Origin of the sequence: Halogeometricum limi, from assembly GCF_900115785.1 — an archaeon.
Taxonomy (GTDB): Archaea; Halobacteriota; Halobacteria; order Halobacteriales; family Haloferacaceae; genus Halogeometricum; species Halogeometricum limi.
Genome location: NZ_FOYS01000004.1, coordinates 77793 through 99364, shown reverse-complemented (window position 1 = coordinate 99364; position 21572 = coordinate 77793). Strand labels below are relative to the sequence as shown.

The following is a 21572-nucleotide window of genomic DNA, read 5'->3' as shown; positions in this document are numbered from 1 at the left end:
AACCCTTGTCGAATCACTCTCGGAAACGACCCCGTCTCCCCGTCGTTCCTCCGTTTTTCCGACGGATTCGCCGACGGGACGCCGGAACTGACATCTGACTACACATATTCCGCCCGGCGTCGAGCGTCAGAGGAGTCCCGCGCCGCGGAGGAGCGACTGCATCGCCTCGAACCCGCCGAAGACGTACCCGAACAGCAACGCCGCGGGGACGCCGCCGGCGACGGCGGCGTGCGGGACGCTCACGCCGTGCCGTTCGCTCAGGCCGACGAAGAGGAGTATCGCCCCGTAGAGCGCGCAGACGGCGCGGAGTTCCGGAATCGGGAGTCCCGCGAGGACGCACGGCGCCGACGCGTACGCGAGGACCTGCACCGTCTCGCTGATACCGCCGCGGGAGCGGACGGTGAGCACGAGCAGAACGGTCTGTATCGCGGCGGTGAGATGTAACGTCGCCGGCGCGAGGAGGAGGGCGACGGCCGCGAGTGCGACGAGGGCGGAGACGCCCGGCCCGCCGGCGAGCGACGGGATTCGTGCGGGCGTCGTCGCGAACAGTCCCGTCGTGTACGCGACGGCGACGACGATGGCGAACACGAGTCCGGGCGCTTGGTCGCCGGGGGCGACGCCGTTCTCGAAGAACCGCCGGGGGCGAACGAGCACTTCGACCCACGCTCGAACGATGCCGCGCGGGCCGCGTTCGCGCCCGCCTTCCGGATTCTCTACCCAGGTGGTCACGTCGTCTAGACTAGTCGCGTCGGAGCGTATGACAGTTGCGACACCGGGCCTCGTAGGACTCCTCCGCGCCGACGACGATAGTGGGGCCGTCGGCGTGCGCGGGTTCGCCGTCGACGAGTCGCTGGTTTCGGCTCGCGGGTTCGCCACAGACAGTACAGATTGCCTGCAGTTTGTCGACGTACTCGGCGAGCGCCATCAGTTGCGGGAGCGGTTCGAACGGTTCCGCGCGGAACGTCTGGTCGGTGCCCGAGACGAGGACGCGCCGGCCGTCGGCGGCGAGGTGTTCGCAGATATCGACGAGTTCCGCGGAGAAGAAGTTCGCCTCGTCGATGGCGACGACGTCCTCGCCGTTCAGTTTCTCCGTGACTTCCCACATCTCCTCGCCCTCGGAGGGGACGACGTGCGCCTCCCACTGACTGCCGGCGTGCGACCCCACCGTCGTCTCACCGTACCGGTCGTCGACGGCGGGTTTGAACACCGCCACCTCCTGCCCCGCGATTTCGGCGCGTCGCAGACGACGGAGGAGTTCCTCCGTCTTCCCGGAGAACATCGACCCCGTGATGACCTCAATCCACCCGCTCTTCGTGATGGCGTGCATATCTCGTTCGGGTGCGAGCGAACGTCAAAACGATTGTCCATTCGCCCCGGGTCGCGGCGTGGTGTCGGACCGCTTACTTGCCACTCGCGCCGACGTTCTCGCCCGCCTCGAACGTCGCCGGGTCGGGTTCGATGCTCGCGTACTCCACGACGCGGCGGCCGAGGACGTGCACGCGCTTTTCTAGCCCCTCGTTCGCCAACGCGCCCGCGTCGAACTGCGAGGAGACGTGCGGCAACGCGGCCTGATGGGGGAGCACCCACGCGTTCAACGCCCGGCAGACCGAGCGGAGGTGTTCCAGCGCCGTCACCGGAAATCCGCCGCCCGCGACGGCGAGGAGTCCGACCGTCTTCCCGTCGAACTCGTCGAACCCGCAGTAGTCCAGCGCGTTCTTCAGCACGCCCGAGTACGACCCGTGGTAGACGGGCGTTCCGAGTATCAACGCGTCTGCCTCGCGGATTCGCTCGACGACTTCGACGCTGTCGCCCTGCGCGTCCTCGTCGGCGTCGAGCACGGGGAGGTCGTACGTGCGCAAGTCGAGAATCTCCCCGGTACCACCCGCCTCCCGGACGCCTTCGAGGGCGCGTTCGAGTGCGAGTCTGGTGTAGCTTCGCTCCCTGAGACTCCCGCAGACGGCGACGACGTGTGTCTCTGCCATACTCGTGGGTCTGCGGCCGAGCCTAAAAGCTGTGTGCGGACCCGCGAACGTTCAGCACGTCGCCTACTGGCCCATCAGACGCCGTCGGCGCGACTCGTACTCCCCTTCGTCTATCTCGCCGCGAGCGTACTGGCTCCGGAGTTCGTCCATCGCCGGGTCGGCTCTCGTCTCGTCGCGCCGCGTGACGTACCAGTAGCCGAACGCCACCGGGACGCCGACGAGGAGGGCCATCCAGAGGAGGCCGACGAACAGCATCCCGAACCCCCAGGCCCCCATTCCCATCCCCATCCAGCCTCCGGGTGCCATCCAGCCACCAGGAGTCATCCACCCGCCCGTCGTGCCCCCGCCGAAGGCGACGGTCGTTCCGAGGAGGAACGCGGCCACGACGGCGACGATTCCGACCGCCCATCCGAGGTATCGTCTCGAAGTCATTTCGGCTCACTCGTCTAGAGAGACGCTTCCAACGGAGATATACTATTAGCCGCCCTGCGGAGACAGTCGGTACCTGACGGGAGGCAGAGCTGTCCGACGACCGTCCTCGCCGCCGCTCACCGGGCGACGACGACCGGGACCGGCGACTGGCGGACCACCTTCTGCGCGATGTTCCCGATGACCAGTCGGTCGACTAACGAACCGCTGTGGCTCCCGAGTACGACCGCGTCGAAGTCGTCCGCTCTGTTCAGAATCGCCCGGGCCGGGTGGCCCATCTGAACTTCGGTGGTAATCTCGACACCGTGCTCGGCGGCGAGTTCCCGGGCGTCTTCGAATACCACCTTCGCGTGCTCTTCGGCGGCCGCTTCCGGATTCTCCTCGAGAGCGAGTGCCGTGGCCGCGCCCGCCATCAGTGACGGGTTGCCCGCGACGTGCAGGACCGTGATATCCGCCTCGGGATGGTTCTCGAGAGCGTACTCGAGCGCTCGCTGCGCCATCTCCGAATCGTCCATCGGGACGAGAATCCGTGCTATCATACAACAGCCTACGGCCACGACGTGCATAAAGTGGAAGCCCTTCGTCTCGGAAGATGCGTCGGACCGGTCGCAGGCACCGACGCACCCTGACTGTTCAGCACGGCACGGCAGCGCCGGACACCGCGAGACGCGGACACCGCCGACGGTCTCTCGTGGCTTCCCCATCAAACTGGCCAGAACCCCAGCGGCTATCACGCCTCCCCGAGTCGCACCGGCATGAGCAACACAGCAGTCGAAGAGAGCGACGCTGCCGACGCCGAACACGCCCCCCTTCGGGTCGGCATCGTCGGCGGCGGGTTCATCGGGAAGGCGGTCGGCGAAGGGTTCGTCGAACACGAGGACGCGGCCGTCGTCGCCGTCGTCGATATCGCCGAGGACGTCCTCGAAGAAGCCGGCGAGGAACTCGGCGTCGACGCCGACTCGCAGTACACCGACTACGAGACGATGCTGGAGGCGGAGGAACTGGACGCGGTGCTCATCGGGACGCCGCACACGCTGCACTACGACCAGATTCTCGCGGCGTTCGAGCGTGACCTCCACGTCCTCTGCGACAAACCGCTGACGACCGACTTAGACGATGCCCGCGACCTCGTCGAACGCGACGCCGAACGCGACGAGGTGCTGATGGTCGGCTACCAGCGACACCTCTACCCGGCGTTCAGAGCGGCCAAGGAGGTGTGGAACGAGGACGGGCGCGAACCGCGCTGGATAACCGCCGAAGTCTCACAGGACTGGGTCGACCGGTTCGAGGGCGCGTGGCGACAGGACCCCGACCTCTCGGGCGGCGGCTACCTCTACGACACCGGGAGTCACCTCTTGGACGGCGTCCTCTGGAGCACCGGCCTCACCCCCGAGGCCGTCTCGGCGAACATGCACTTTCTCGACGACGAGAAGCGCGTCGACGGCCGCGCGAACGTCACGGTTCGCTTTACCAACGACGCGACGGCGACGTTCTCGCTCTCGGGCGAGACGCCGTGCATGCGCGAACACGTCCGGATGTGGGACGAAGACGGCGCAGTGACGCTCGACAGCCGGGACTGGGAACCGAGCGAGTACGCCGAGATAGACGACGAGAGCGGGGAGTACCGGCCGCGACTCTCCCGGAAGGACCAACCGACGAAGGCCGAGGCGTTCGTCGACGCCATCGAGACGGGCGAACGACCGGTGGCGACGGCGCTCGACGGCCTCCGCGTGACGGCCGTCACCGAGGCGGCGTACGAGTCCGCCCGCGCCGACGGGTCGTTCGTCGCCGTCGACCCCGACGACGTGGCGTTGGACGACTGAGCGGGACTGGTAGCTGAGGGGTAATCGAGGGGTGGCCGTCGTCACTCCTGTCCGTGGGGTCCAGTCGACGGGACCTCCTCAGGGAGACGCGAGAGCGCCCGACGGAGGAGCGGCGGCGTCATCACGGACGTCACGATAGCGACGAGAACGACGACGCTGTAGAGCGTCGGCGTGAGGATTCCGAGGCTCAACCCGAGCGCCGCCACGACGATTTCCATCGCTCCGCGAGCGTTGAGACCGACCGCGAGGCACACCGTCTCCGCGCGAGAGAGGTCGGTGAACGCCGCACCGAGTGCGACTCCGAGGAACTTTCCGAGGACGGCGACGGCGAGCGTGACTCCCCCGACCAGAAGCGTCTCGACCGTGAACACGCCGCTCAGGTCGACGCGGAGCCCAGCGGTCGCGAAGAACAGCGGTGCGAACAGTCCGAGCGTGACGACCTGAAACACTCGAGCGCTCTCCCCGCTCAGTCGGTCTCTCACGAGGACGCCCGCGACGAACGCCCCGAGAACGGCTTCGAGTCCGAGCGCGAGCGAGGCAGTCGCCGCCGCGAATCCGGTGATGACGACGAGCGAGAAGCCCGTCAGAGCGGGCGACCGGGCGCGAGCGACCACGTCGAAGGCCCGTTCGACGATTCGCGGGCCGGCGACGACGGCGAGGGCGACGAATCCGACGAGCGCGAGGACCGTCCGACCGAGCGCGGACGCCGTCACGTGTCCCTGCCGAGCGACGTCGGACACGACGGTGAGTGCGACCCATCCCGCCGCGTCGATAACGACGGCGGCGGAGAGCGTGAGTTGCCCCACCGCCCGGTCCATCGCGTCGAGGTCGACGAGGACGCGAACGGCGACGGGGACCGCGGAGATACTCAGCGCCGTCGCGAGGAACAACGCGAACGAGAGCCGCTGCTCCGGGTCTACGAGGTAGCTCTCGGGGAGCGTCCATCCCAGTGCGAACCCCAAGACGAACGGCACGACCGAGGCTCCCGCGGCGAGTGCGACCGTCGGACCGACGTGTCGCCGGAGCGTCGCGACGTCGACTTCCGTTCCGGCCAGCACCAACAGGAGGACGAGCCCGAGCGACGCGAGCGCCGCCAACCGGTCCGGAACGGGGACGACGAGAGCCGTAAGCCTCGGAGCGAGGACGCCGAGGACCGCTGGACCGAGGACGAGGCCCGTGAGGAGTTCGCCGACGACCGGCGCGAAACCCAGTCGGTCGGCGACCGCTCCGAGGGCGTGCGCGGTCGCCAGAACGAGCGTCAACCCGGCCAGAAAAACGAGCAACGTTGCCGACTCACCGACCATGAGCGCACAGTCGGGGTCGGTCCCTTTGAACGCCCCGGCGAACGTCGAACTGGTCGCTATCGGGTCGGTCCCCTCGTACGACGCGCCCCTCGGACCTCGGAACGGTTCGGAGAGAGCGATTACTCGCGCAGACGCGCGACGACGCCGTTCTGCGTCTCCGCGACGGACACCAACTCGTCTCCCTCCAAGTCCGAGAGCAACCCGCGAAGCCAGTCTTCCCCGGTGTCGCCGCCGTAGTCGACCCGAACCCGCGGCCCCAACTCGTCCAGGGAGAGTTCGTCGTACTCGCCGAGGACGCGAATCACGCGACCCCGAAACTGGCGGCGACTCCCCTCGAAACTCGGTTGCGTCGGCACGTCCGGCGCGGTGAAATCGCCCGTCTCGTAGGCGTGACACCATCTGCGCCACGGACACCCCGCCTCGTCACACTGTGGCGTCTTCCCGCAGGCGACGCCCCCCAGTTCCATGATGGCGTTGTTCCAGACTCTCGACTCGCCGTCGGGCATGACGAACTGCGCGACGCGTTCGAACGCGGCGTCGTCGTCGGGGACGTCGAAGGCGCGGTTATGGGCGAAATTCATAATAGACCTCGATTGAGGTCAGTGTCCGGCTAGAAACGACGTACAGAGATTGTGAATGGCCAAATACCGAGGTATACTGTCGCTACCCAGTAGATACACGTTTGATAGAGGACGGGAATAATCAAATTTGAAGTTACTAGTCAAAATCTGAAACTGGTAGAAACCATAATATGATAACGTAGCAAAACTTTGGACCGTATGCCCGAGAAAGCCTCTAACAAGGTAAAGAAGGGAGTCGACAAGGTGAAGAACGCCATTACTCGCGAGGAGTACAACGAGGAGGCGGAACGCTACCGAGATAAAGAGAGCAAAAAGTTCACCCGAGGTCCGAAGCACGAGGAGTAGTCCTCTTCTTGCCAATTTTCTGAACAACTGAATAGTGCGTTAGTAATATATACTAACCTGTTTATTTTTCTACATGGTTGCTCCATACTTGGCTGGGCTCGCTGCAGTAGTCGGTGCGGTCAAAGTCGCACAGAAAGTCAGAAAGCGGAACTCTGCTGGTTCTCAGACGTCATCTTCTCACAGTACCGATACTAAAAAGGCATTCATAACAGCGGTTAGAGATGAGGGAGTAGTCATCGGTGAGAAGAGATATTTTTCTGAGGGAGAAGCCAGCCAGACAAGCTACAAAGTCGAAACCCGCGAGTCAAATGAGATTGAGGACATTCTCAAGAAGGAAGTAATTCGAGCCTACGAGAGGGCAGAGGAGGAGGGGGCTGAAATGTCTGTAGGTGACTTCACGGACGACATCGAAAAGTCGGACAGTGGTGAGTACGGGGAGGAGACTCGATTTTCTGCAGGCGCGAGTGATAGCTCAATTACGCCAGATGAACCCAACAATAAGGTTGAAGAATCGTACATGGCGCATAAAGACGCTCAAGAAAGGGAACCACCAGTCGAGCTGGGTGGCGTATACGAAATCTTGTTAGAAGAAGAGACGGACCATCACTCTGGTAGACGAGATCTGAGAGGTACATACCAAGGCTTTCAGATCTTTGTGAAAGACGTACCGGAAGATATCGCTGTGGATGATGTGGTAAATGTGAAAATCACATCATTCAGTCGAAAAAATACCGCGGCGAAAGCGAAAATTGCGAGCCGTTAGACGATTTTTGTTTCTTCTCTCCGGTTCGATCATATTCTAAGTTTGTAGATCTCCTCCCGGTACCGATCTTCTATGTCCTCGTACCACGCGTGAATGTACGAGTCGATAGCGTCTCGTGTCGACCGAATCTTCCCGCCGCTCTGTCGATCACCGCGAAGGTACTTGATGAGGTCACGTGGCCACTCTCTCTCGATACTGAACCACGTCGTGAAATAGTGGCGACCGTAGTGTGACGACACGCCGCGATATCGCTCGTTCGGACCATACTCCGGTCGGAAGTACTTCTTCCAAACGTCGTTGATGTTCGTGTGACCGACCTTTCGCCCACCCGATTTCGAGAGGAACAGCCACGGCTCACCGTTGTCCGGTCGACAGAGCAGATACTGGAGCAACACTCGACGAAGTTCGTCGTCTAATGGCAGCACGCGCGGGCGCTCCGACTTGTTCCGCTCTCGGTCGTGGGGGATGAAGACCGCGTTCGGTCTCCCTTCAAGCGCCGGGTGCGTGCCCAATTCCTCGTAGTGGTCCTGCAATTCCGCGTTGGCGATGTGGATCTCGCTCAGTTTGATGTTCGATGTCTCCGACGCCCGGAGGCCGAGCTTGAACTGCATGACGATGAGCGCCCTATCGCGGACGTGTTTGACCTCGTTCTGCAGAACGCTCTGAAGTTCCTCCAGCGGAATCGGACGCGGTTCCTTCGGGTCGTCGCCGTTCAGATCGATCTTCCCCTTCGCGGCGTCAAACGGATTGAAATCCGTCGGGTGGGGAAAGGCAGGCTCGCTCTGGAAGTAGCGGAACACTCGGCTGAGCGTACCCAACTTCACGCCGACCGTGTTCTTCGAGTTGCCTCGCTCCTCCAGATAGTAGTGAGCGAAGTCCATGACGTGGCTCGTCGTCGGAACTGCCGGGTGGCGGTCGTGCCGTTCGGCCATGAACTCGCACCACTGATCGATCGGACGCTCTAACGCCTTGACCGTCCCCTTCGCGTACTCCTTCGTGTAGACCTGCTCTTCTAACCAGAGCTGGAACGGGTCTACGTCGAGCTGCTTGAATCGGCCGTCGTACTCTGCCAGCGGGTCGGTCGTTCGACCGAACGCCTGTGCTATCGTCTCGTGGGTTGCTTGGTTTTCACTCATCCTGTCGCTCCGCGTAGCCGGGTTTGTATTCGGTCTGCCAGTACCACACCTCGCACGTTATCCCGCCCGCGTGGGCCGCCAGTAGAACCGGATTGTAGACGTGCGGGTAGTCGACGTGGTGGACCAACCACGCGAAGAACGTCTTCAGCGGGGAGAGGTGCTGATAGTAGACGGTGTTCGACGACCGCTCCGTGACCTTGATCGAGTAACCGCCGTCTTTGATGTGACTCAGGTACGACTCTATGTCGTCCGGGTGAGCGAGTGCGTGGTGTCGCCCTACTTTCTCTCGCATGAACTTCTTGAAGCGGTCGCCGCACGGATACCACGAGTTCTTCTTCGTCGACTCCGCGAGGTCGTCACGCGTATCCAAGTAGTCACTCCACGTGTCCTGTCCAGCGAATTCGGACGAGAAACTCTCCAGTCGATATCGGGTCGGAACCTCGTCTATCGACTTGTACACTCCCAGCCAGTATTCGACGTCTCGCTCTCCGAATTCGTTGGTAGCGAGTTCGGCTGTGTCGGCGTCGCCTTGGACCATCAGAGATGGTCTCCGGTGACCGGGTAGTAGCCTTCGTCCTCGTAGCGGAGTTCGTCTCCTTCGAGGTCACCGAGATGGGTGGTGACTCTGCTGGGGACGGTCTCGATGAGGTGCTGGATGATCTCGTCGTACGTCGCGCCCGGATTGTCGTCGACGTAGCGTTTGATGGTCCGGCGCTCTCCGTGGTAGACCATGTCCTCCAGTTCTCGTATTCGGCTCCGCGTGTGGTCGAGTTCGTCTTTCAGTTCCCGTCGCTGATCTCGGAGCTCTTGGTTCGTTTCGTCGGGCTCGACGGTTGCGGTGAACTTCTTCATCCCCGCCTCGACCATCGCTTCGATGAATTCCGAAGTGGACATCCCCATCTCGTTCGCGCGGTCCTGCCACCGCTGATACTGCTCCTCGCTCGGATACGTCGCTGCGTGGCGGCTATTCGCCATCTTCGTTCACCTGCCACAGAATCGAGCGTCCGACCTCGCGCGAGTTGATTCGCCCTTCGTCTTCGAGGTCAGAGAGGCGATAGTTCGCTGTCCGCCTGGAACAGCCGACTTCGTCTGCGATCTCCTTCGTCGACCCTGAGCCACCTAATTGGTCTAGTGCGCTGAGGAAATCCTCTGGAGAGTATTTCGTCGAGAACTTACCCTCGTCGTCCCGTCCCTCACCGTCTTCGTGGGGATTATCCATTTCTAATGTAGGCAACGGGAACATCTGATTTAGCCGTTTCCTCAATTCGCAACGGCTACGCTGATGGGTACTCTCTCGCTCCTGCTGGTGCGAGGTCTATTTCGCCGTCGACAAACCGCAGTCGAACGATATCTGTTCTCGCGGGGTCAACGCCGACAGCTGCGAGTTCTCCCGGAGTGAAGAATAGGGCGACTCCGATCGCGACGCCGTTCGCATCTCGCGCGATACGAGCCTCACGTCCCTCAGGCTCGTTGTAGACGATGGTCGGCACCTGGTTTTCAGCCATCAGTCCATCAACTCCAGCGTGAACCGCTCCAGAGAATCGTCTGGATAGAGAACTTCCAGCCGGTCTGGATTCTTACTGACGTAGTACTGAATCGCCCGCCGCACGAGATCGGATTTCGTTCTGTTCGACTCTTCCACCGCTGCTTCGAAGAGCTTCGCTTCGTCGACGGGGAGCCGACCTGCGAATGCTCTTGACGTGTTCGACGTCATCACCCTGAGAGAGCTGAATTGAGTATTTAGAGGGCCAATTAGAATTGGGGATTGGTGAATTGGTGTTCCCCAATTAGTGACAGCAGATGAGCTAGAATATCGGGTATGAGGATGTTAAACTGCCCTCAATATCAAAATATCTCTTTGATTCGTAAATTAGTCAGCTACCGGTGGCCGTATACCAATAAGAATTGGTGGATCGCATACTCATTCCCAATTGTAACTTTGAATATTCAGTATATGATACAAGGTTCTTTCCAGAAGAGGGTATCGAGCAAGATAGACGCTTCATCAACTATCTGGTTTTGCTGAACCAGCCCAATTTTTTGGCACGATCTGGAAGATAGCTCGGCGGTAAATACACCTACAATATGCTACATTGAGAGTAGACTGAAATGAACCTGAACAGACAGCCAACCCCTGACTGGAGATGTCTGATTTTACTCCGAACAGCCATCTAATGGCAGATGATACTTCTGGTCAGGGTAAGTACACCAATTATTGATTTGTGGGTCAAGATGGCGAGAGCATATCCAGAATACTGTGTGGAACCTACTGTATCTCCTGAAGTCGAACTCGTTGGACCAAACAATAGGTGGCCGTCTCAAAGACCTGTAACAGTGTGTTACGTCGTATTTCTCGATCTCTACTCGCTGTAGGGTCAGAACAGGTTTGTAAACCATTATCTGGTACGTTACAGTGCGTTACCGGAGTGTCTCATGGTCTCATTCACGAGGTATCTGAGCGATGCCAGCAGTTTCTGGCATATGTACTGGAAACCAACTGAACCAGACGGTGGCCGGTACAGCAGCAGGAAGCGACATATACAAATAAATTGGCAAATACTCTGCAGACATAATTTAGATACAGTTGTTATATCGCTGTCTATTCAACTTCTGCCTTTGGTGTCTATGGGATGGTTGCAACTAAACTATCCCACGATGAGTAAGTGGCTTCACTGCCTGCAATAATCTGCAAAGAAATGCTGTAAAGTCGTCAAAGCTGCGAGCTACTTTAGGATGTGTGAACCAATAACAGACTGTTCTCGCTACAATACAATTATATGTTGTGAATACTTCGACTGACAATACATGAGCACGTACGCTGATGCAGAGGATATCGAGTGTGAACGTGTAGAGCCTGATCTCCAATCCTTTTCTAACGAATTCGGCGATGTTAAAGTGAATCTTGAGTTTCCGGAATTCACTCACGTTTGTCCTGTCACAGGACGACCAGACCATGGGGTATTGAACATCACCTATGAGCCAGATCAACGTATAATCGAAGAAAAGAGCCTGCGAGACTATCTATTCGAATACAGAGATAAGGGAATTTGGCATGAGGCAGCTGCCTCAGATATCTGTAATCATATCGCAGAAGCAGTTGCTCCACATTCCGTCCATGTGGAGATCGAATTCAAAGCCCGCGGTGGAATTTACACTACTGTCGAATCTTCAGAAGAAAAGTAGAATTTGATGGAATCTAATCCGCACAGTGTAGAGTTGTCATCTTGGGGTATTTAAATGAAACTCTATGCATCTATGACGGTAAGTCCGTCGACGGTCAGGAAATTTAAAGAGCATCTTCTGCGCGAATATGGCACATTAGAAGCGCTGGATCCGCTCATATACACTCCGATTTCTACGGGAGATGGGCTAACCGAGGAAATGAAGCAGTTGAGCAAAGAAGGCGTGAATGTGATGTTTGACTCGGGAGGGTATCACGTCCAGACCAATAACGGCGACTTTGATGAGTTGTATAACTACATTATGCCCTTCTATGATAAGAACCGTTGGGCTCACCAGTACGTACTCCCGGATAATGTTCCACTGAGTGATGACGACGATGAGACTGTTGAGAGAAAGGTTAAAGAGACTAGAACGAATGCAAAGCTTTCCTATCACTTTCTACCTGAGGAATTGAAATCTCGAGCAGTCCCAGTCATTCAAGGCAGTAAGTATCCCCACATTACGGACTGTATTGACACATACTCCGAGTTAGATCAGATTCAAACCGTTGGGTTTGGGAGCTTCGAGACATTCGGGAAAAACAATGGAATTAACTTCATCTCTGAACGAGTAGCAGAGACTTTGCGATATGCCGTTAACCTCGCACACGAGCGAGGGTTGAAAATTCACGCATTTGGTGTTGGAGGCCCAACTGCTATACCAGTCTTAGGAAAATTGGGAGTCGATTCATTTGACTGCTCCAGTTGGCTTCGGGCAGCCGGATACGGGGACATATACTTCCCCTTCCGAACTCCCCGGAACGTCACTCATAAAACCGACCGCACTGGTCCGAAAGTTTTCCGAAGTGATCTAGAGGAACTCAAGAAGGAAACGGGTCACAAATGCCCATTCTGTGCATCTTATGATAAGCTACGCGATTCTCGCATTATCCGAATTCTACATAATCTCATAGTACTTCGAGATATGGCGGAATCGATAAACAGCTATTCAACTGAAGAGATGTTAGATCTGATGAATGATAAGTCGAGATACACTACTATCCTCCGATCCATATCATAACTCGTGACTAGCTCTATCACATGGGTTCTCAGTAATATTTTAAATAGTCACAGCCAATGATGGTGAGCATGGCCCGCATTTCATTTCACATTCGAGATGGAGCGAACCCCGAATGGTGTTATCAGTATCTCGATATTCTTGACCAATACCCGGATGCGTCAAGTGGAAAAGAGGTCTACGAACTTGCTGAAGAGTTCGGATACGAAGTCGGCTATCAAACCGAGCGTGAAGTCCCCACTGTCCTCAAGAAGATGGGTGTTCTAGAAACTGCAACCACCCGGACAGAGCGCGGCGAACAACTAGTTGAAGTAATGTACCACGACATTCGACTCTTCAAAAATATCCTACATCATCTCTTCTATACCCGAGATCGAATTGACGCTGCAGAAGGTGTACCGCCAAAAAATCGAGAAATGTCATCGTGGACCTATGGAGCCGTCGTAGATTACCTCATCGACAACAGTCCCGTTAACCCAGTTAGTACGAAAAAATCGCGCGAGGAGATCGCGGAAGCCATCTTTGAACAAGCTCAGGAAGAACTAACCTCGATTCGGGACGAGGTCTCTATTGGCCCTCGAAGCATCTCCGGAGCATTTCAATATCTCAGAGAGCTCTCTCCACCTGTGATAGAAGAAGGTCAACATACGAATAATGAGATGGAGGAGAAATTCCAAATTCGCAGCTTTGCACCGGCAGAGATGCTTCTTGTCGCAATCGATTTCCTTTATCAAGAGTCGAATACAGATTATGGAACAGCCTTAATTCTAAACAACGAGAATATTGAAACACTCTGTCGAATCCTCGTTCTCGACGAGTCTGGCTTCGACGAAGTTCTTGAATGGGCTCGCGAATTCGACCATCTAGAAGTTTCTACCGGGATGGCAAAGCAAGTTCGACTGTCAGACCCTGTCAACTACCATGACCTCATCTAACTTAGCCCCTCTGCTGGACCTTTCAAACAGATTGAAGCAAAAAGCATCTCGAGAGATGCTGGTAGAAAGCCAGGAAGAGGTACTCACAAAAGTTGAAAACAAACTGGAGACTCATCGGTTAGTAGTATTATCTGCCGGTTCTTCCTGCGGAAAGACGTTCCTCGCATGGGTCCTTTCAAATGAAGGATGGTCTTACACGAAATGGCCGCTCAGTAGTGTGGCATCGGAATACGTCGTCGTAGATGATGCTCCCTCTGGGCGAGTTGAAGCCAGGTCCACTCGCGCACATTGTCAACTGAACTATATTTCTAATTGTATCTTACTCACTCGTCATCCTATACGTCACGCAGAAACAATTCCACAAGTAAGTATGAGCTTGACAACCGAAGAAGAAGAAGAGATTATTGATAACTGGATCAACATCTCAAAACACAACATTAATCCGGAGATGACTTCACTTGACTCTACTAGAAACTATCTTAACCGGTACCACTCATGAGCACTCAAAATCAACTCTCCCGTCTCCAAGAAATCGCCCAGAAAGAAGAAGTAGTAGACACTGTCCAGGCTCGTCACTTGCGAGACAGTCCACGCGAAGTCGAAGAGCAGTATCGTGACCATCTTCGTACACATCTCTCACTAGGGGATACTTCAGAGACTGAAGAAAGGCTTCTCAAGAATCTTGGGGAAGGAGATGGAACCATCGGGATTATCGCTGGCAAGTACGCCTATGGAAAAACCAGTACATCAATCAGCTTCTGGGAAAAGTGCGAGAATGAAAATTATGTTGCTGTCCCGCCGTTCATCCTTTCATCTCTCATTGACGTCTTAGAAGCGACAACGGGATGGCTTGAGCACAAGCTCGCTGACCGCTATACCGATCAAGTTAGGCAGCTTAGAGAAAAATACCAGCGCAAAGGGATTAGTGAAATTGCTGAAGAGGCAGGTCAGGAACACGATATTGAAGCAGACAAATTGAGCGACATAATCACCGGCCTCCAAGAAAGCGGTCGAATGAATGAGGACTTACCAGCAGAGGTCCTCGTTGAATTCTTCCTCAAAGCAACAGATCTCGTCCAAGAGGCAGGTTACGAGGGGTTAGTTGTTTTCCCTGATGAGGTCCAACAGTTTTTCAAGAAACACTCGTATTCTCATGCGGAAGAGGAACTCCGTTCTATAATCTGGGGTTTCAACCCGCGAACAGTCTCATTCGGTATGATGTTCTCGATCCCTGATGAACAGCTAGCAGTTATTAATGAACGAGGTGCGGATATTCTCGACCGAGTTCGAGAGAACAACCTGCTATTAAATCTAACCTCTACATACGATCATGAATTCCCAAAACGTCTCTGGGACCATTATGCGGAAAAATACGAATTTGAGGATTATAAAGATGAGATCATTCCGGAAGAGACCTTGATTGCAATCGGACAGTATGCAACACGCGACGATCTCAGTCGTGGTCCTCGAACCGTAATTGATGCCATGGGTTTGGCGGTGACTCAATATATCGAATCGGAAAGCACGTTTACGCCTATTGAGTATATTGAGGCATATATCGATAACCGCCTTAGGTTCACAGAACCGCAACAAAAAGTCCGCGGTGCGGTCGCTGAGGCTATGGCAGCAGATGTAGCAGAGACGGAGGATCATGAACGAGCGATCAAGCTCATGGCAGCCTTCCCGAATGGTGTCACAGAAGACGTCTCAGCTACCTATGGATTGAAGGATACTATAGAGGAACTCAGTCAGGAGCTCCAGGGTACTCTCCTCACATATTACGCAGACGGCTTTACATTAGTCGATATTGTTGAGGGTGACCCTGACATCTCTGTCGGAAGTGAGGTTCTTCGGGACTTCTGGCGAGAATTCGAAGAGAATGATGAAGACGTAGCTGACGCGATCAAAGCATTCAACGACCATGTTATCCCAAAACTCCTTCCCTCTCGGGGACGGGGACAATCGAAAACAGGGTGGACAGTTCGTGAATCTAATCAGCTACATGCGCAAACGCTAGAATCCTATCGGGAAGGTACTTTCGACCCGAATTACCCGAACCGCGGGCTCTATGTGCGGGTCACGGGACGACAACAAGATATAGGTGACGTCTACTCAGAGAATGGAATTGATTCAGATGCAGATCTCAAGCTGGGGTTCTACCTTGACCACAAATATCTGGTCGAGGAAGGCCTGAATGAGCTGGAAGAAAACGAGACGTATCAGATCGTACTTGATCTAAAAGAGACGTTGATGAAGGGGGATCTTCCTCAGCGTATTCGGAAGCTCAAGGATTACATGAACCCTCGTTCCGTCACCCCTCTGCTAATGCTCGCGCTGACGAGTCGGATTAATCGTGAACTCAACAGCGAGGAAGATAATATGACGCTCGCTGAGGTTCAATCCTTAGAAAACCTCCGAGAGAACCTGATCACGGAGACAATCGAGATCCTCTTCGATGACGAACTACGAAACCAGGCACCAGGTCATATCCGAATCCGTAGACTGCGCGAGCGCATGGTCGACGATCTGTTCCGATCGGTGATGCGAAACCAATATCCAAATTACCACACCTTATACAAGGGAAATAGTATCACGAAACTGGTCGGTGAATATACGTCCGCTCTCGAGAGCTCGGTACTAAACCTTGGACTCACCCAAAAGCAGGGTCGTCGATCTGTAGTAGTTGACAAAGACGCTCTCGGCGACGCATTCAATGTTAAGAACCATTCCAGTCTTCGAACAAAACTCACGAGCAAGTATGAAGACCTGATCGACCTCGATTGGGGGCATGGAGATGCAGATACTGCGGAAATCACATTCGCGTTGCATCCTCTTGAGCAAGTGATATTGGAGAATTTCCCCGAAGACGAGGCAGGGGCAACTCTGAGTAAAACGAAAGCAACCGCAATTGCAGAGAAAGAAGGTTATACTGACGAGGAATTTGACCAGATTCTACGACTGCTCACCGCTCGACAATATCTTGACGAGGAGGATGGCAGTTTAGTTCGTGTCGAAACAGCAGTCCGTAAGGAAGATATCGAACCAGATTTAGAACAAGCTCTCTCCCGACTCGATAGGGTTCCTAAGGAATCTTCTTCAGCTGAACAGTTAAAAGACACGGGTGAGAGAATACTCACACAAATCGAAAATACCTCTCCCGATGACGAAGGTACTCTCGAAGATCTCCGAGAAGAAGTTACGAACCTGAAGCGGTCAGTTGATGAAGAGATAAAATCCCAATTTCACAGTAATCAGCGGGCGCTCGAAGAGCTATCTGATCGAGCTGAGTCGCTAAAGCGACGTAGTGAATCAGATCTTCTGGACAAGGTCGAAGTTCCTGCCACATTCAATCGGCACTTGAACAAACAACGAACGAAGATCAACAATCAATTAGAGTATCAAGGCTCGCGTGCTGGAAACGTGGCTTCGAAGATAGATAAGACTCTCAATGATACGCAGAATCCGAATGTTGAGACGGTAATCGAGCTCTCAGAAACCCGTGAAAACGAAAAGAGTCGACTAGAAGAAATAGAAGGAGAAATAGAAAAACAGGAGCAGTACTGTGGTGGATTTGAAGATTGGCGAACGCTAGCTGGTCGGGCAGTCGATCTAGATGAGCGAATTATGCGGTTTACGGAGCGCTCCGGTGAAGATGAGTTTGAGAACAAGCTCGATCGGTTGCTTACACGTATCGCAGAGCAGTTCTCTGAGCATGGCAGAGAATTGTTGACGGCTGCAGATACCTACCAAGGTGAATTTAAAGCGATCCAGGACGAGTTCGACGAGCGGGTCGGCCAGAAGCGGAAGGCATTCGAAAGAGAAAAAGAACGGTTAGAGAATATCCTATCTACGGCGAATGGGGGGCATCCGGGACTTCGAGTTCAGTTCTCTGAAGCGGATCCAGATCAATCATATGACAATCTGGAAACCGAGTTTCTGGATACGTTGAACTCAGACGTTATTGACCCCATGGAAAGTCGTCTCAGCGATATGCAGAGAACAGTCTCACGGTCAAAGCGCTTCCAAACAGTTCCGAGGGGTGCGGAGATTGACGAGATTGCACACGAACTTGAGTCCCAATACGAAGCACTCTCAGAGGTCTCTGAATCGACAACTGATTGGTCTCTCCAGAATAGTGAAGAGGTGGGTTCAGAGATTGCTGATAATCTCGCAGAGATTCGGAGGCAAGTCGACACTCTTAGTGACGAAGTAGATGCTCTCAACCGTCCTGTTCGACCGAAGTCTGACGATATCCAAGAGCTCTACGAGAAACTAGATTTCGGGGAACAGATCCAACTCGATGAGATTTTGGAGTCTCAAGGTGAAGAGGCGGAAGACCCAGAGGAAATCGCAGTGAAGCTAGCAAAGTTATTCAAATTAAACCTTCTCGACCTATCTGTTCAAAAACGGTTCCGAGATCTACCTGAGAAATAATGGCAAAACTAGAGGAAGTCGTCGATGAGGCAAAATCTCATCCCGTAGTAGTCGATGTTGATCATCCGCTGAGCTATCTCTATTTGCAAGAAGAGCTTGAGTTATTCGAGTCAGAGAAGCAGTTCGAAGATGAGCTAGATAATCCATCGAAGAGTTTCGAAAGGAACGTCGCGATCAAAGAGCCGAGGGTGAAAACATCGACTACCTACCCCTCAATGTCGATCGATCACGACCCACTTTCCCCAGCACTAAATAAGATTATCGGAACCAAGTATGAAGAAGTTGAGGAATATCTACTAACTCAGCGAGACATCAAGCGGCGGATATTGGACTATCTGACTGATGAGTCGGTAGTCGTTCTGATGATTGCTGACGGGCTGGGATACAAAGATGTGCAAGGTACGGAGCTTGAAGGAGAACCCTGCTTAGTCAACGGACCAACTATTACACCAATTGGATACCGAAATATTGTATTCGGCCATGATAATAAGCCAATCGTTGATCACTTAGTCAAGCGAGGATTCATGCGGCGGCGAGGTTACAGTTACTGGGATAAGGAGAGTTACAACGATCTCAACAAGCTCGTTTTTGAGAACTTCAGCGATTCGGAACTGACGAGGGTTCGGACATCTGAGGAGATCATTAGTGATCTGGAAAACCGAAGGCTGAGCGACCATCGGACGTTCATTCAAATTAGCAGACGAGCACTAGATGGTGATGCCCACGACGGAAAGGAAGTTCGAGAGTCAGACATCAATCATGAGATTAAGAAGCTCCAACAAGATATTGACGCAATCTGCGAGGTCTTAGACGAACAAGTCGATTCATACCTATTTATTCTAACGGCAGATCACGGGATCTTGTGGCGGAAAGAATTTGAGCCACATATGAGTATTCTGACTACAAATGGTCAAAGCAACATGCGGTATGCAAAGTCAAAAATCGGCGTCCAAGGGGATGCAAAGCTGCTCGATGCTTATGGCAGTACGTACACAGTATTCCCCTACCCGTTTGTCTCACGGGAATTCCATCATGACGAGTTTGGAATTCATGGAGGACTGTCGTATGAGGAGTCACTCGTACCACTGCTGTTTCGCAATTCGGAGGATTCAGAATGAAAGACGAAATTGAACTATTTATTGGGAAGGAACTGGATACAGACGAAGAAGAGTACGTAGACGGCTCGCATTCCAGGGCAGTCTTCATTTGTGGAAAACGGGGAAGTGGTAAGAGTTACTCGATGGGAGACATCATTGAGGAAGTCCACGACCACACCCAGGGTGTTGTTCCTCTCATCGTTGACCCAATGGGAATATATTGGACAATGGTTAGTGAAAATGAAGAACAACAGAACAGCTTATGGGACTGGGGACTTCAGTCGCGAGCGTACCGCGTCAACCTTCTCGTTCCAGGCAATCCGAAGGAGCGATATGGTGAAGAAGTTCTATCAGAGATGAAGCGGAGAGGACTTGAAGTCAGCGCGATAAAGATCAATCCATCTGACATTTCGCCCGATGGCTGGTGTGATTTGTTTGACTTGAATATCAATAAGCCAATGGGGATCACCCTCTACAGGGCGATACGAAACTTGTCCCGACAGCAGGGAAATGAGTTCAATTTGGATGATATTATTGATACGGTAGAGGGCGATGCTCAATCCAACGAGCGAACGAAAGAAGCGCTGCTCAACCGTCTGGAGATGTCCCGAGACTGGGGGCTGTTCAGCGATACGTATACTCCGATATGGGATCGTCTAGATGAGACGAGCCTGAACGTACTTGATCTGAGTGTTGTGGATCCAGGTAAGTACGGTCTGCGGAATCTTGTTGTATCGGTGCTGTGCAGGGACTTATTTAAAAGACGAATCAAAGCACGAAAACGCGAAGAATTGGAGCTTCAAGTCGACGTCCCTCGAGTCTGGCTATTCATTGATGAGGCTCATAATTTCGTTCCCTCTGGTGAGTCCTCCCTCTCGAAAGACATCTTAATTCGGTGGGTCAAGGAGGGCAGGCAGCCCGGCGTTTCTCTTACCGTAGCAACCCAACAACCATCGGCATTAGATCATGATATGGTTTCTCAGTGTGATGTTATCCTCTGTCATAAGATCACGACTCGTGAGGACATCCAAGAATTGAACCGACTTTCTCAGGATTATATGAGTAGCGAACTAAAGACATATATCCAAAAATTGGACCGGGTTGGCCAAGCCGTTTATGTAGATGATGAAGATGAGAGCATTTCAATTGTTCAGATGCGGCCACGTCGGAGCAGACACGGAGGTGGTGAAAACTAATGACTTCTAATGAGTTTGAACGCTCAGCGATTAAAACTGCACGCCCGGAGGACATTGATCGAATTCAACGATTGTATAACCACAATCAGATTAAGAAGGAGCTTCACTGGTATACCTATCGTGATGGGTTAGAACGAGCAGTCAGCAATGAAGGACGGGATATACTATTTACTGATGACAACGAAACGGAGGAGGTGATCGGCGCTTCTATGGTTTGGTGTGAATCACGAGTTCTAAAGCCAGGGCAAGCTCAAGTACGGTTAATAGCTGTTCACCCGGACTTCCGTAGTACAGGCCTCGGTGCGGACTTAATCGAAGCCTCAGAGAATTACGCCAAAGAGGCAGGGAAAACTGTATTGATAGCTGAAACAGCTGCTTCAAGTGATGCAAAACAGTTCTGGCTAACTATGGACTTCCAGGTTACGTCAACGAGGACAACGGATGGGGGACGAGAAATGGCGCTCATGAAGAAGGAAATATAAATGGAATTATACTTTGCCAACATAGATAATACGCCCGCGAAGTGTCAACATGTACGGGCACGCAGTCGAGACAACCTTCGAAAATTTCTCCACATTATCTACCACGTAGGCGAGAAAGTTGATTACGATCGGGATCGGCTGATTGAGGAATTCGAAAAGTATGCGGGCGCGAGCACTAGCGCCGGCGAAGAGACAAATGCATTATTGAAAAAATTCGGATTTCTGGGTTCAGATAATTCACCAACAGATAGCGGAGAGTTCGCTGGTTACGTGATTAAAGCAAAAAGGAGCGATCTACTTGACGACATTCTCATCCAACACATGCGAGGAATGCCGACAATAGCATATACCCTGGATATTCTGCGATCTGCATCTCAATCGTTGAGTGCAGAAGAGATCCATGAGCGGATGATTACGATTAGTGACACCAGTTCGACCTCGAAAGAGAACTCTGTGAGGAACGCACTTCATCTCATAGACGATTTCAAATTATTGAATGTAGACCAACCGGGTGATGAGAAAAAATGGAAACTGATTACTCGTGACCAAGCAGTCCCTGAATCAATTCCATATGGTGTCTATCTCTTGGGACAAAATCACCAAACACTCGAGGCACCATACTTGCGTCAGCGTCTTCCAAGGCTGGTGAATTGTTCTGATGAAGGAACAGAACAATTGCTGAGACAAACCAGAGACCGATATTCTCTCTTCACGTATGGCACGATGGGTGATAGCGCACGAACTAATCCATTTGGGGGGGTGTTTGACATTCAGGTCGGAAACATTGGACCCAATGATTTACAAGATACCCTACTATGACTTCTTG

23 protein-coding genes and 1 pseudogene are annotated in these 21572 nt (G+C 53.9%); 11 read left to right on the top strand and 13 right to left on the bottom strand.

Translation table 11 applies throughout. The annotated features are described in order from the left end of the window. Positions 1 to 126 precede the first annotated feature (126 nt). From BM282_RS12310 to BM282_RS12290, 5 genes are all read right to left on the bottom strand, one after another. A complete protein-coding gene (locus tag BM282_RS12310; RefSeq protein WP_089881418.1) occupies positions 127 to 729 on the bottom strand; it encodes a YIP1 family protein in 603 nt (200 codons plus the stop codon). A gap of 10 nt (positions 730 to 739) precedes the next feature. Further along, on the bottom strand, positions 740 to 1327 hold the full coding sequence (locus BM282_RS12305; RefSeq protein ID WP_089881415.1) for a thymidine kinase: 588 nt from the start codon (positions 1325 to 1327) through the stop codon (positions 740 to 742). 73 nt (positions 1328 to 1400) lie between these two features. Then, complete coding sequence (locus tag BM282_RS12300; protein WP_089881412.1) at positions 1401 to 1982, bottom strand: NADPH-dependent FMN reductase; 582 nt, start codon at positions 1980 to 1982, stop codon at positions 1401 to 1403. Between the two features lie 63 nt (positions 1983 to 2045). Then, positions 2046 to 2414, bottom strand: a complete 369-nt coding sequence (locus BM282_RS12295; protein WP_217642706.1) for an SHOCT domain-containing protein — start codon at positions 2412 to 2414, stop codon at positions 2046 to 2048. 116 nt (positions 2415 to 2530) lie between these two features. Further along, complete coding sequence (locus BM282_RS12290; RefSeq protein ID WP_089881409.1) at positions 2531 to 2950, bottom strand: universal stress protein; 420 nt, start codon at positions 2948 to 2950, stop codon at positions 2531 to 2533. Positions 2951 to 3166: 216 nt separating this feature from the next. Between BM282_RS12290 and BM282_RS12285 the strand changes: the two genes are divergently transcribed. Continuing rightward, positions 3167 to 4234: a Gfo/Idh/MocA family protein gene (locus tag BM282_RS12285; RefSeq protein WP_089881406.1), complete on the top strand. Its 1068-nt coding sequence runs from the start codon at positions 3167 to 3169 to the stop codon at positions 4232 to 4234. 41 nt (positions 4235 to 4275) lie between these two features. Here BM282_RS12285 and BM282_RS12280 read toward each other — a convergent pair whose 3' ends face one another. Continuing rightward, positions 4276 to 5538, bottom strand: a complete 1263-nt coding sequence (locus BM282_RS12280) for a cation:proton antiporter (protein ID WP_089881403.1) — start codon at positions 5536 to 5538, stop codon at positions 4276 to 4278. A gap of 119 nt (positions 5539 to 5657) precedes the next feature. Then, positions 5658 to 6104: pseudogene (locus tag BM282_RS12275) on the bottom strand (A/G-specific adenine glycosylase); the annotation flags it as partial. A 213-nt stretch (positions 6105 to 6317) separates the two neighbouring features. Here BM282_RS12275 and BM282_RS18560 point away from each other — a divergent pair. Beyond that, positions 6318 to 6464, top strand: coding sequence for a hypothetical protein (locus BM282_RS18560; protein ID WP_175501525.1), 147 nt, complete (start codon positions 6318 to 6320; stop codon positions 6462 to 6464). A 73-nt stretch (positions 6465 to 6537) separates the two neighbouring features. Then, the gene (locus BM282_RS18220; protein ID WP_139229727.1) at positions 6538 to 7227 is read left to right on the top strand and encodes a hypothetical protein; all 690 of its coding nucleotides are present in this window, start codon (positions 6538 to 6540) and stop codon (positions 7225 to 7227) included. A 29-nt stretch (positions 7228 to 7256) separates the two neighbouring features. On the opposite strand, the gene BM282_RS12270 is transcribed toward BM282_RS18220, so the two are convergent. From BM282_RS12270 to BM282_RS12250, 6 genes are all read right to left on the bottom strand, one after another. After that, positions 7257 to 8363: a tyrosine-type recombinase/integrase gene (locus tag BM282_RS12270; protein ID WP_089881399.1), complete on the bottom strand. Its 1107-nt coding sequence runs from the start codon at positions 8361 to 8363 to the stop codon at positions 7257 to 7259. Further along, the gene (locus BM282_RS12265; protein WP_245758358.1) at positions 8356 to 8733 is read right to left on the bottom strand and encodes a hypothetical protein; all 378 of its coding nucleotides are present in this window, start codon (positions 8731 to 8733) and stop codon (positions 8356 to 8358) included. Before BM282_RS12265 ends, BM282_RS12270 begins: the two co-directional genes overlap by 8 nt. A 167-nt stretch (positions 8734 to 8900) precedes the next feature. Beyond that, positions 8901 to 9338 carry a hypothetical protein gene (locus BM282_RS12260; RefSeq protein WP_089881393.1) on the bottom strand — a complete coding sequence of 146 codons (438 nt, stop codon included), beginning with the start codon at positions 9336 to 9338 and terminating at the stop codon, positions 8901 to 8903. Then, entirely contained in the window at positions 9328 to 9582 is a 255-nt protein-coding gene (locus BM282_RS12255; RefSeq protein ID WP_089881391.1) for a FaeA/PapI family transcriptional regulator, read from the bottom strand. Before BM282_RS12255 ends, BM282_RS12260 begins: the two co-directional genes overlap by 11 nt. 55 nt (positions 9583 to 9637) lie before the next feature. Beyond that, the gene (locus tag BM282_RS18215) at positions 9638 to 9868 is read right to left on the bottom strand and encodes a hypothetical protein (protein WP_139229726.1); all 231 of its coding nucleotides are present in this window, start codon (positions 9866 to 9868) and stop codon (positions 9638 to 9640) included. Further along, on the bottom strand, positions 9868 to 10077 hold the full coding sequence (locus BM282_RS12250) for a ribbon-helix-helix protein, CopG family (protein WP_089881388.1): 210 nt from the start codon (positions 10075 to 10077) through the stop codon (positions 9868 to 9870). The genes BM282_RS18215 and BM282_RS12250 overlap by 1 nt, the downstream gene beginning before the upstream one ends. A gap of 1091 nt (positions 10078 to 11168) precedes the next feature. Between BM282_RS12250 and queF the strand changes: the two genes are divergently transcribed. The 8 genes from queF to BM282_RS18195 all read left to right on the top strand — a co-directional run bounded on the left by queF (position 11169) and on the right by BM282_RS18195 (position 21565). Next, entirely contained in the window at positions 11169 to 11546 is a 378-nt protein-coding gene (gene queF, locus BM282_RS12245; protein ID WP_089881385.1) for a preQ(1) synthase, read from the top strand. Between the two features lie 54 nt (positions 11547 to 11600). Further along, a complete protein-coding gene (locus BM282_RS12240) occupies positions 11601 to 12605 on the top strand; it encodes a hypothetical protein (RefSeq protein WP_089881382.1) in 1005 nt (334 codons plus the stop codon). A 68-nt stretch (positions 12606 to 12673) separates the two neighbouring features. After that, positions 12674 to 13537, top strand: coding sequence for a hypothetical protein (locus BM282_RS18210; protein ID WP_139229725.1), 864 nt, complete (start codon positions 12674 to 12676; stop codon positions 13535 to 13537). 495 nt (positions 13538 to 14032) lie between these two features. Beyond that, positions 14033 to 17971: a hypothetical protein gene (locus tag BM282_RS18205; RefSeq protein WP_139229724.1), complete on the top strand. Its 3939-nt coding sequence runs from the start codon at positions 14033 to 14035 to the stop codon at positions 17969 to 17971. Then, positions 17971 to 19089 (top strand): hypothetical protein, encoded by a 1119-nt coding sequence (locus BM282_RS18200; protein ID WP_139229723.1) that lies wholly within the window; start codon positions 17971 to 17973, stop codon positions 19087 to 19089. Before BM282_RS18205 ends, BM282_RS18200 begins: the two co-directional genes overlap by 1 nt. Continuing rightward, on the top strand, positions 19086 to 20264 hold the full coding sequence (locus BM282_RS12210; protein ID WP_089881367.1) for an ATP-binding protein: 1179 nt from the start codon (positions 19086 to 19088) through the stop codon (positions 20262 to 20264). The genes BM282_RS18200 and BM282_RS12210 overlap by 4 nt, the downstream gene beginning before the upstream one ends. Beyond that, positions 20264 to 20746, top strand: a complete 483-nt coding sequence (locus BM282_RS12205; protein ID WP_089881364.1) for a GNAT family N-acetyltransferase — start codon at positions 20264 to 20266, stop codon at positions 20744 to 20746. Before BM282_RS12210 ends, BM282_RS12205 begins: the two co-directional genes overlap by 1 nt. After that, positions 20747 to 21565 (top strand): hypothetical protein, encoded by an 819-nt coding sequence (locus BM282_RS18195; protein ID WP_139229722.1) that lies wholly within the window; start codon positions 20747 to 20749, stop codon positions 21563 to 21565. Positions 21566 to 21572 lie beyond the last annotated feature (7 nt).

Excerpts from the sequence above, each read along its gene's own strand:
- BM282_RS12300 (WP_089881412.1), bottom strand. The coding sequence starts at position 1,982 with ATGGCAGAGACACACGTCGTCGCCGTCTGCGGGAGTCTCAGGGAGCGA.
- BM282_RS12295 (WP_217642706.1), bottom strand. The coding sequence starts at position 2,414 with ATGACTTCGAGACGATACCTCGGATGGGCGGTCGGAATCGTCGCCGTC.
- BM282_RS18210 (WP_139229725.1), top strand. The coding sequence starts at position 12,674 with ATGGCCCGCATTTCATTTCACATTCGAGATGGAGCGAACCCCGAATGG.
- BM282_RS18560 (WP_175501525.1), top strand. The coding sequence starts at position 6,318 with ATGCCCGAGAAAGCCTCTAACAAGGTAAAGAAGGGAGTCGACAAGGTG.
- BM282_RS12240 (WP_089881382.1), top strand. The coding sequence starts at position 11,601 with ATGAAACTCTATGCATCTATGACGGTAAGTCCGTCGACGGTCAGGAAA.
- BM282_RS18200 (WP_139229723.1), top strand. The coding sequence starts at position 17,971 with ATGGCAAAACTAGAGGAAGTCGTCGATGAGGCAAAATCTCATCCCGTA.
- BM282_RS12270 (WP_089881399.1), bottom strand. The coding sequence starts at position 8,363 with ATGAGTGAAAACCAAGCAACCCACGAGACGATAGCACAGGCGTTCGGT.
- BM282_RS18195 (WP_139229722.1), top strand. The coding sequence starts at position 20,747 with ATGGAATTATACTTTGCCAACATAGATAATACGCCCGCGAAGTGTCAA.
- BM282_RS12280 (WP_089881403.1), bottom strand. The coding sequence starts at position 5,538 with ATGGTCGGTGAGTCGGCAACGTTGCTCGTTTTTCTGGCCGGGTTGACG.
- BM282_RS12250 (WP_089881388.1), bottom strand. The coding sequence starts at position 10,077 with ATGACGTCGAACACGTCAAGAGCATTCGCAGGTCGGCTCCCCGTCGAC.
- BM282_RS12290 (WP_089881409.1), bottom strand. The coding sequence starts at position 2,950 with ATGATAGCACGGATTCTCGTCCCGATGGACGATTCGGAGATGGCGCAG.
- BM282_RS12285 (WP_089881406.1), top strand. The coding sequence starts at position 3,167 with ATGAGCAACACAGCAGTCGAAGAGAGCGACGCTGCCGACGCCGAACAC.
- BM282_RS12205 (WP_089881364.1), top strand. The coding sequence starts at position 20,264 with ATGACTTCTAATGAGTTTGAACGCTCAGCGATTAAAACTGCACGCCCG.
- BM282_RS12305 (WP_089881415.1), bottom strand. The coding sequence starts at position 1,327 with ATGCACGCCATCACGAAGAGCGGGTGGATTGAGGTCATCACGGGGTCG.
- BM282_RS18220 (WP_139229727.1), top strand. The coding sequence starts at position 6,538 with ATGGTTGCTCCATACTTGGCTGGGCTCGCTGCAGTAGTCGGTGCGGTC.
- BM282_RS12210 (WP_089881367.1), top strand. The coding sequence starts at position 19,086 with ATGAAAGACGAAATTGAACTATTTATTGGGAAGGAACTGGATACAGAC.
- BM282_RS18205 (WP_139229724.1), top strand. The coding sequence starts at position 14,033 with ATGAGCACTCAAAATCAACTCTCCCGTCTCCAAGAAATCGCCCAGAAA.
- queF (WP_089881385.1), top strand. The coding sequence starts at position 11,169 with ATGAGCACGTACGCTGATGCAGAGGATATCGAGTGTGAACGTGTAGAG.
- BM282_RS12255 (WP_089881391.1), bottom strand. The coding sequence starts at position 9,582 with ATGGATAATCCCCACGAAGACGGTGAGGGACGGGACGACGAGGGTAAG.
- BM282_RS12260 (WP_089881393.1), bottom strand. The coding sequence starts at position 9,338 with ATGGCGAATAGCCGCCACGCAGCGACGTATCCGAGCGAGGAGCAGTAT.
- BM282_RS18215 (WP_139229726.1), bottom strand. The coding sequence starts at position 9,868 with ATGGCTGAAAACCAGGTGCCGACCATCGTCTACAACGAGCCTGAGGGA.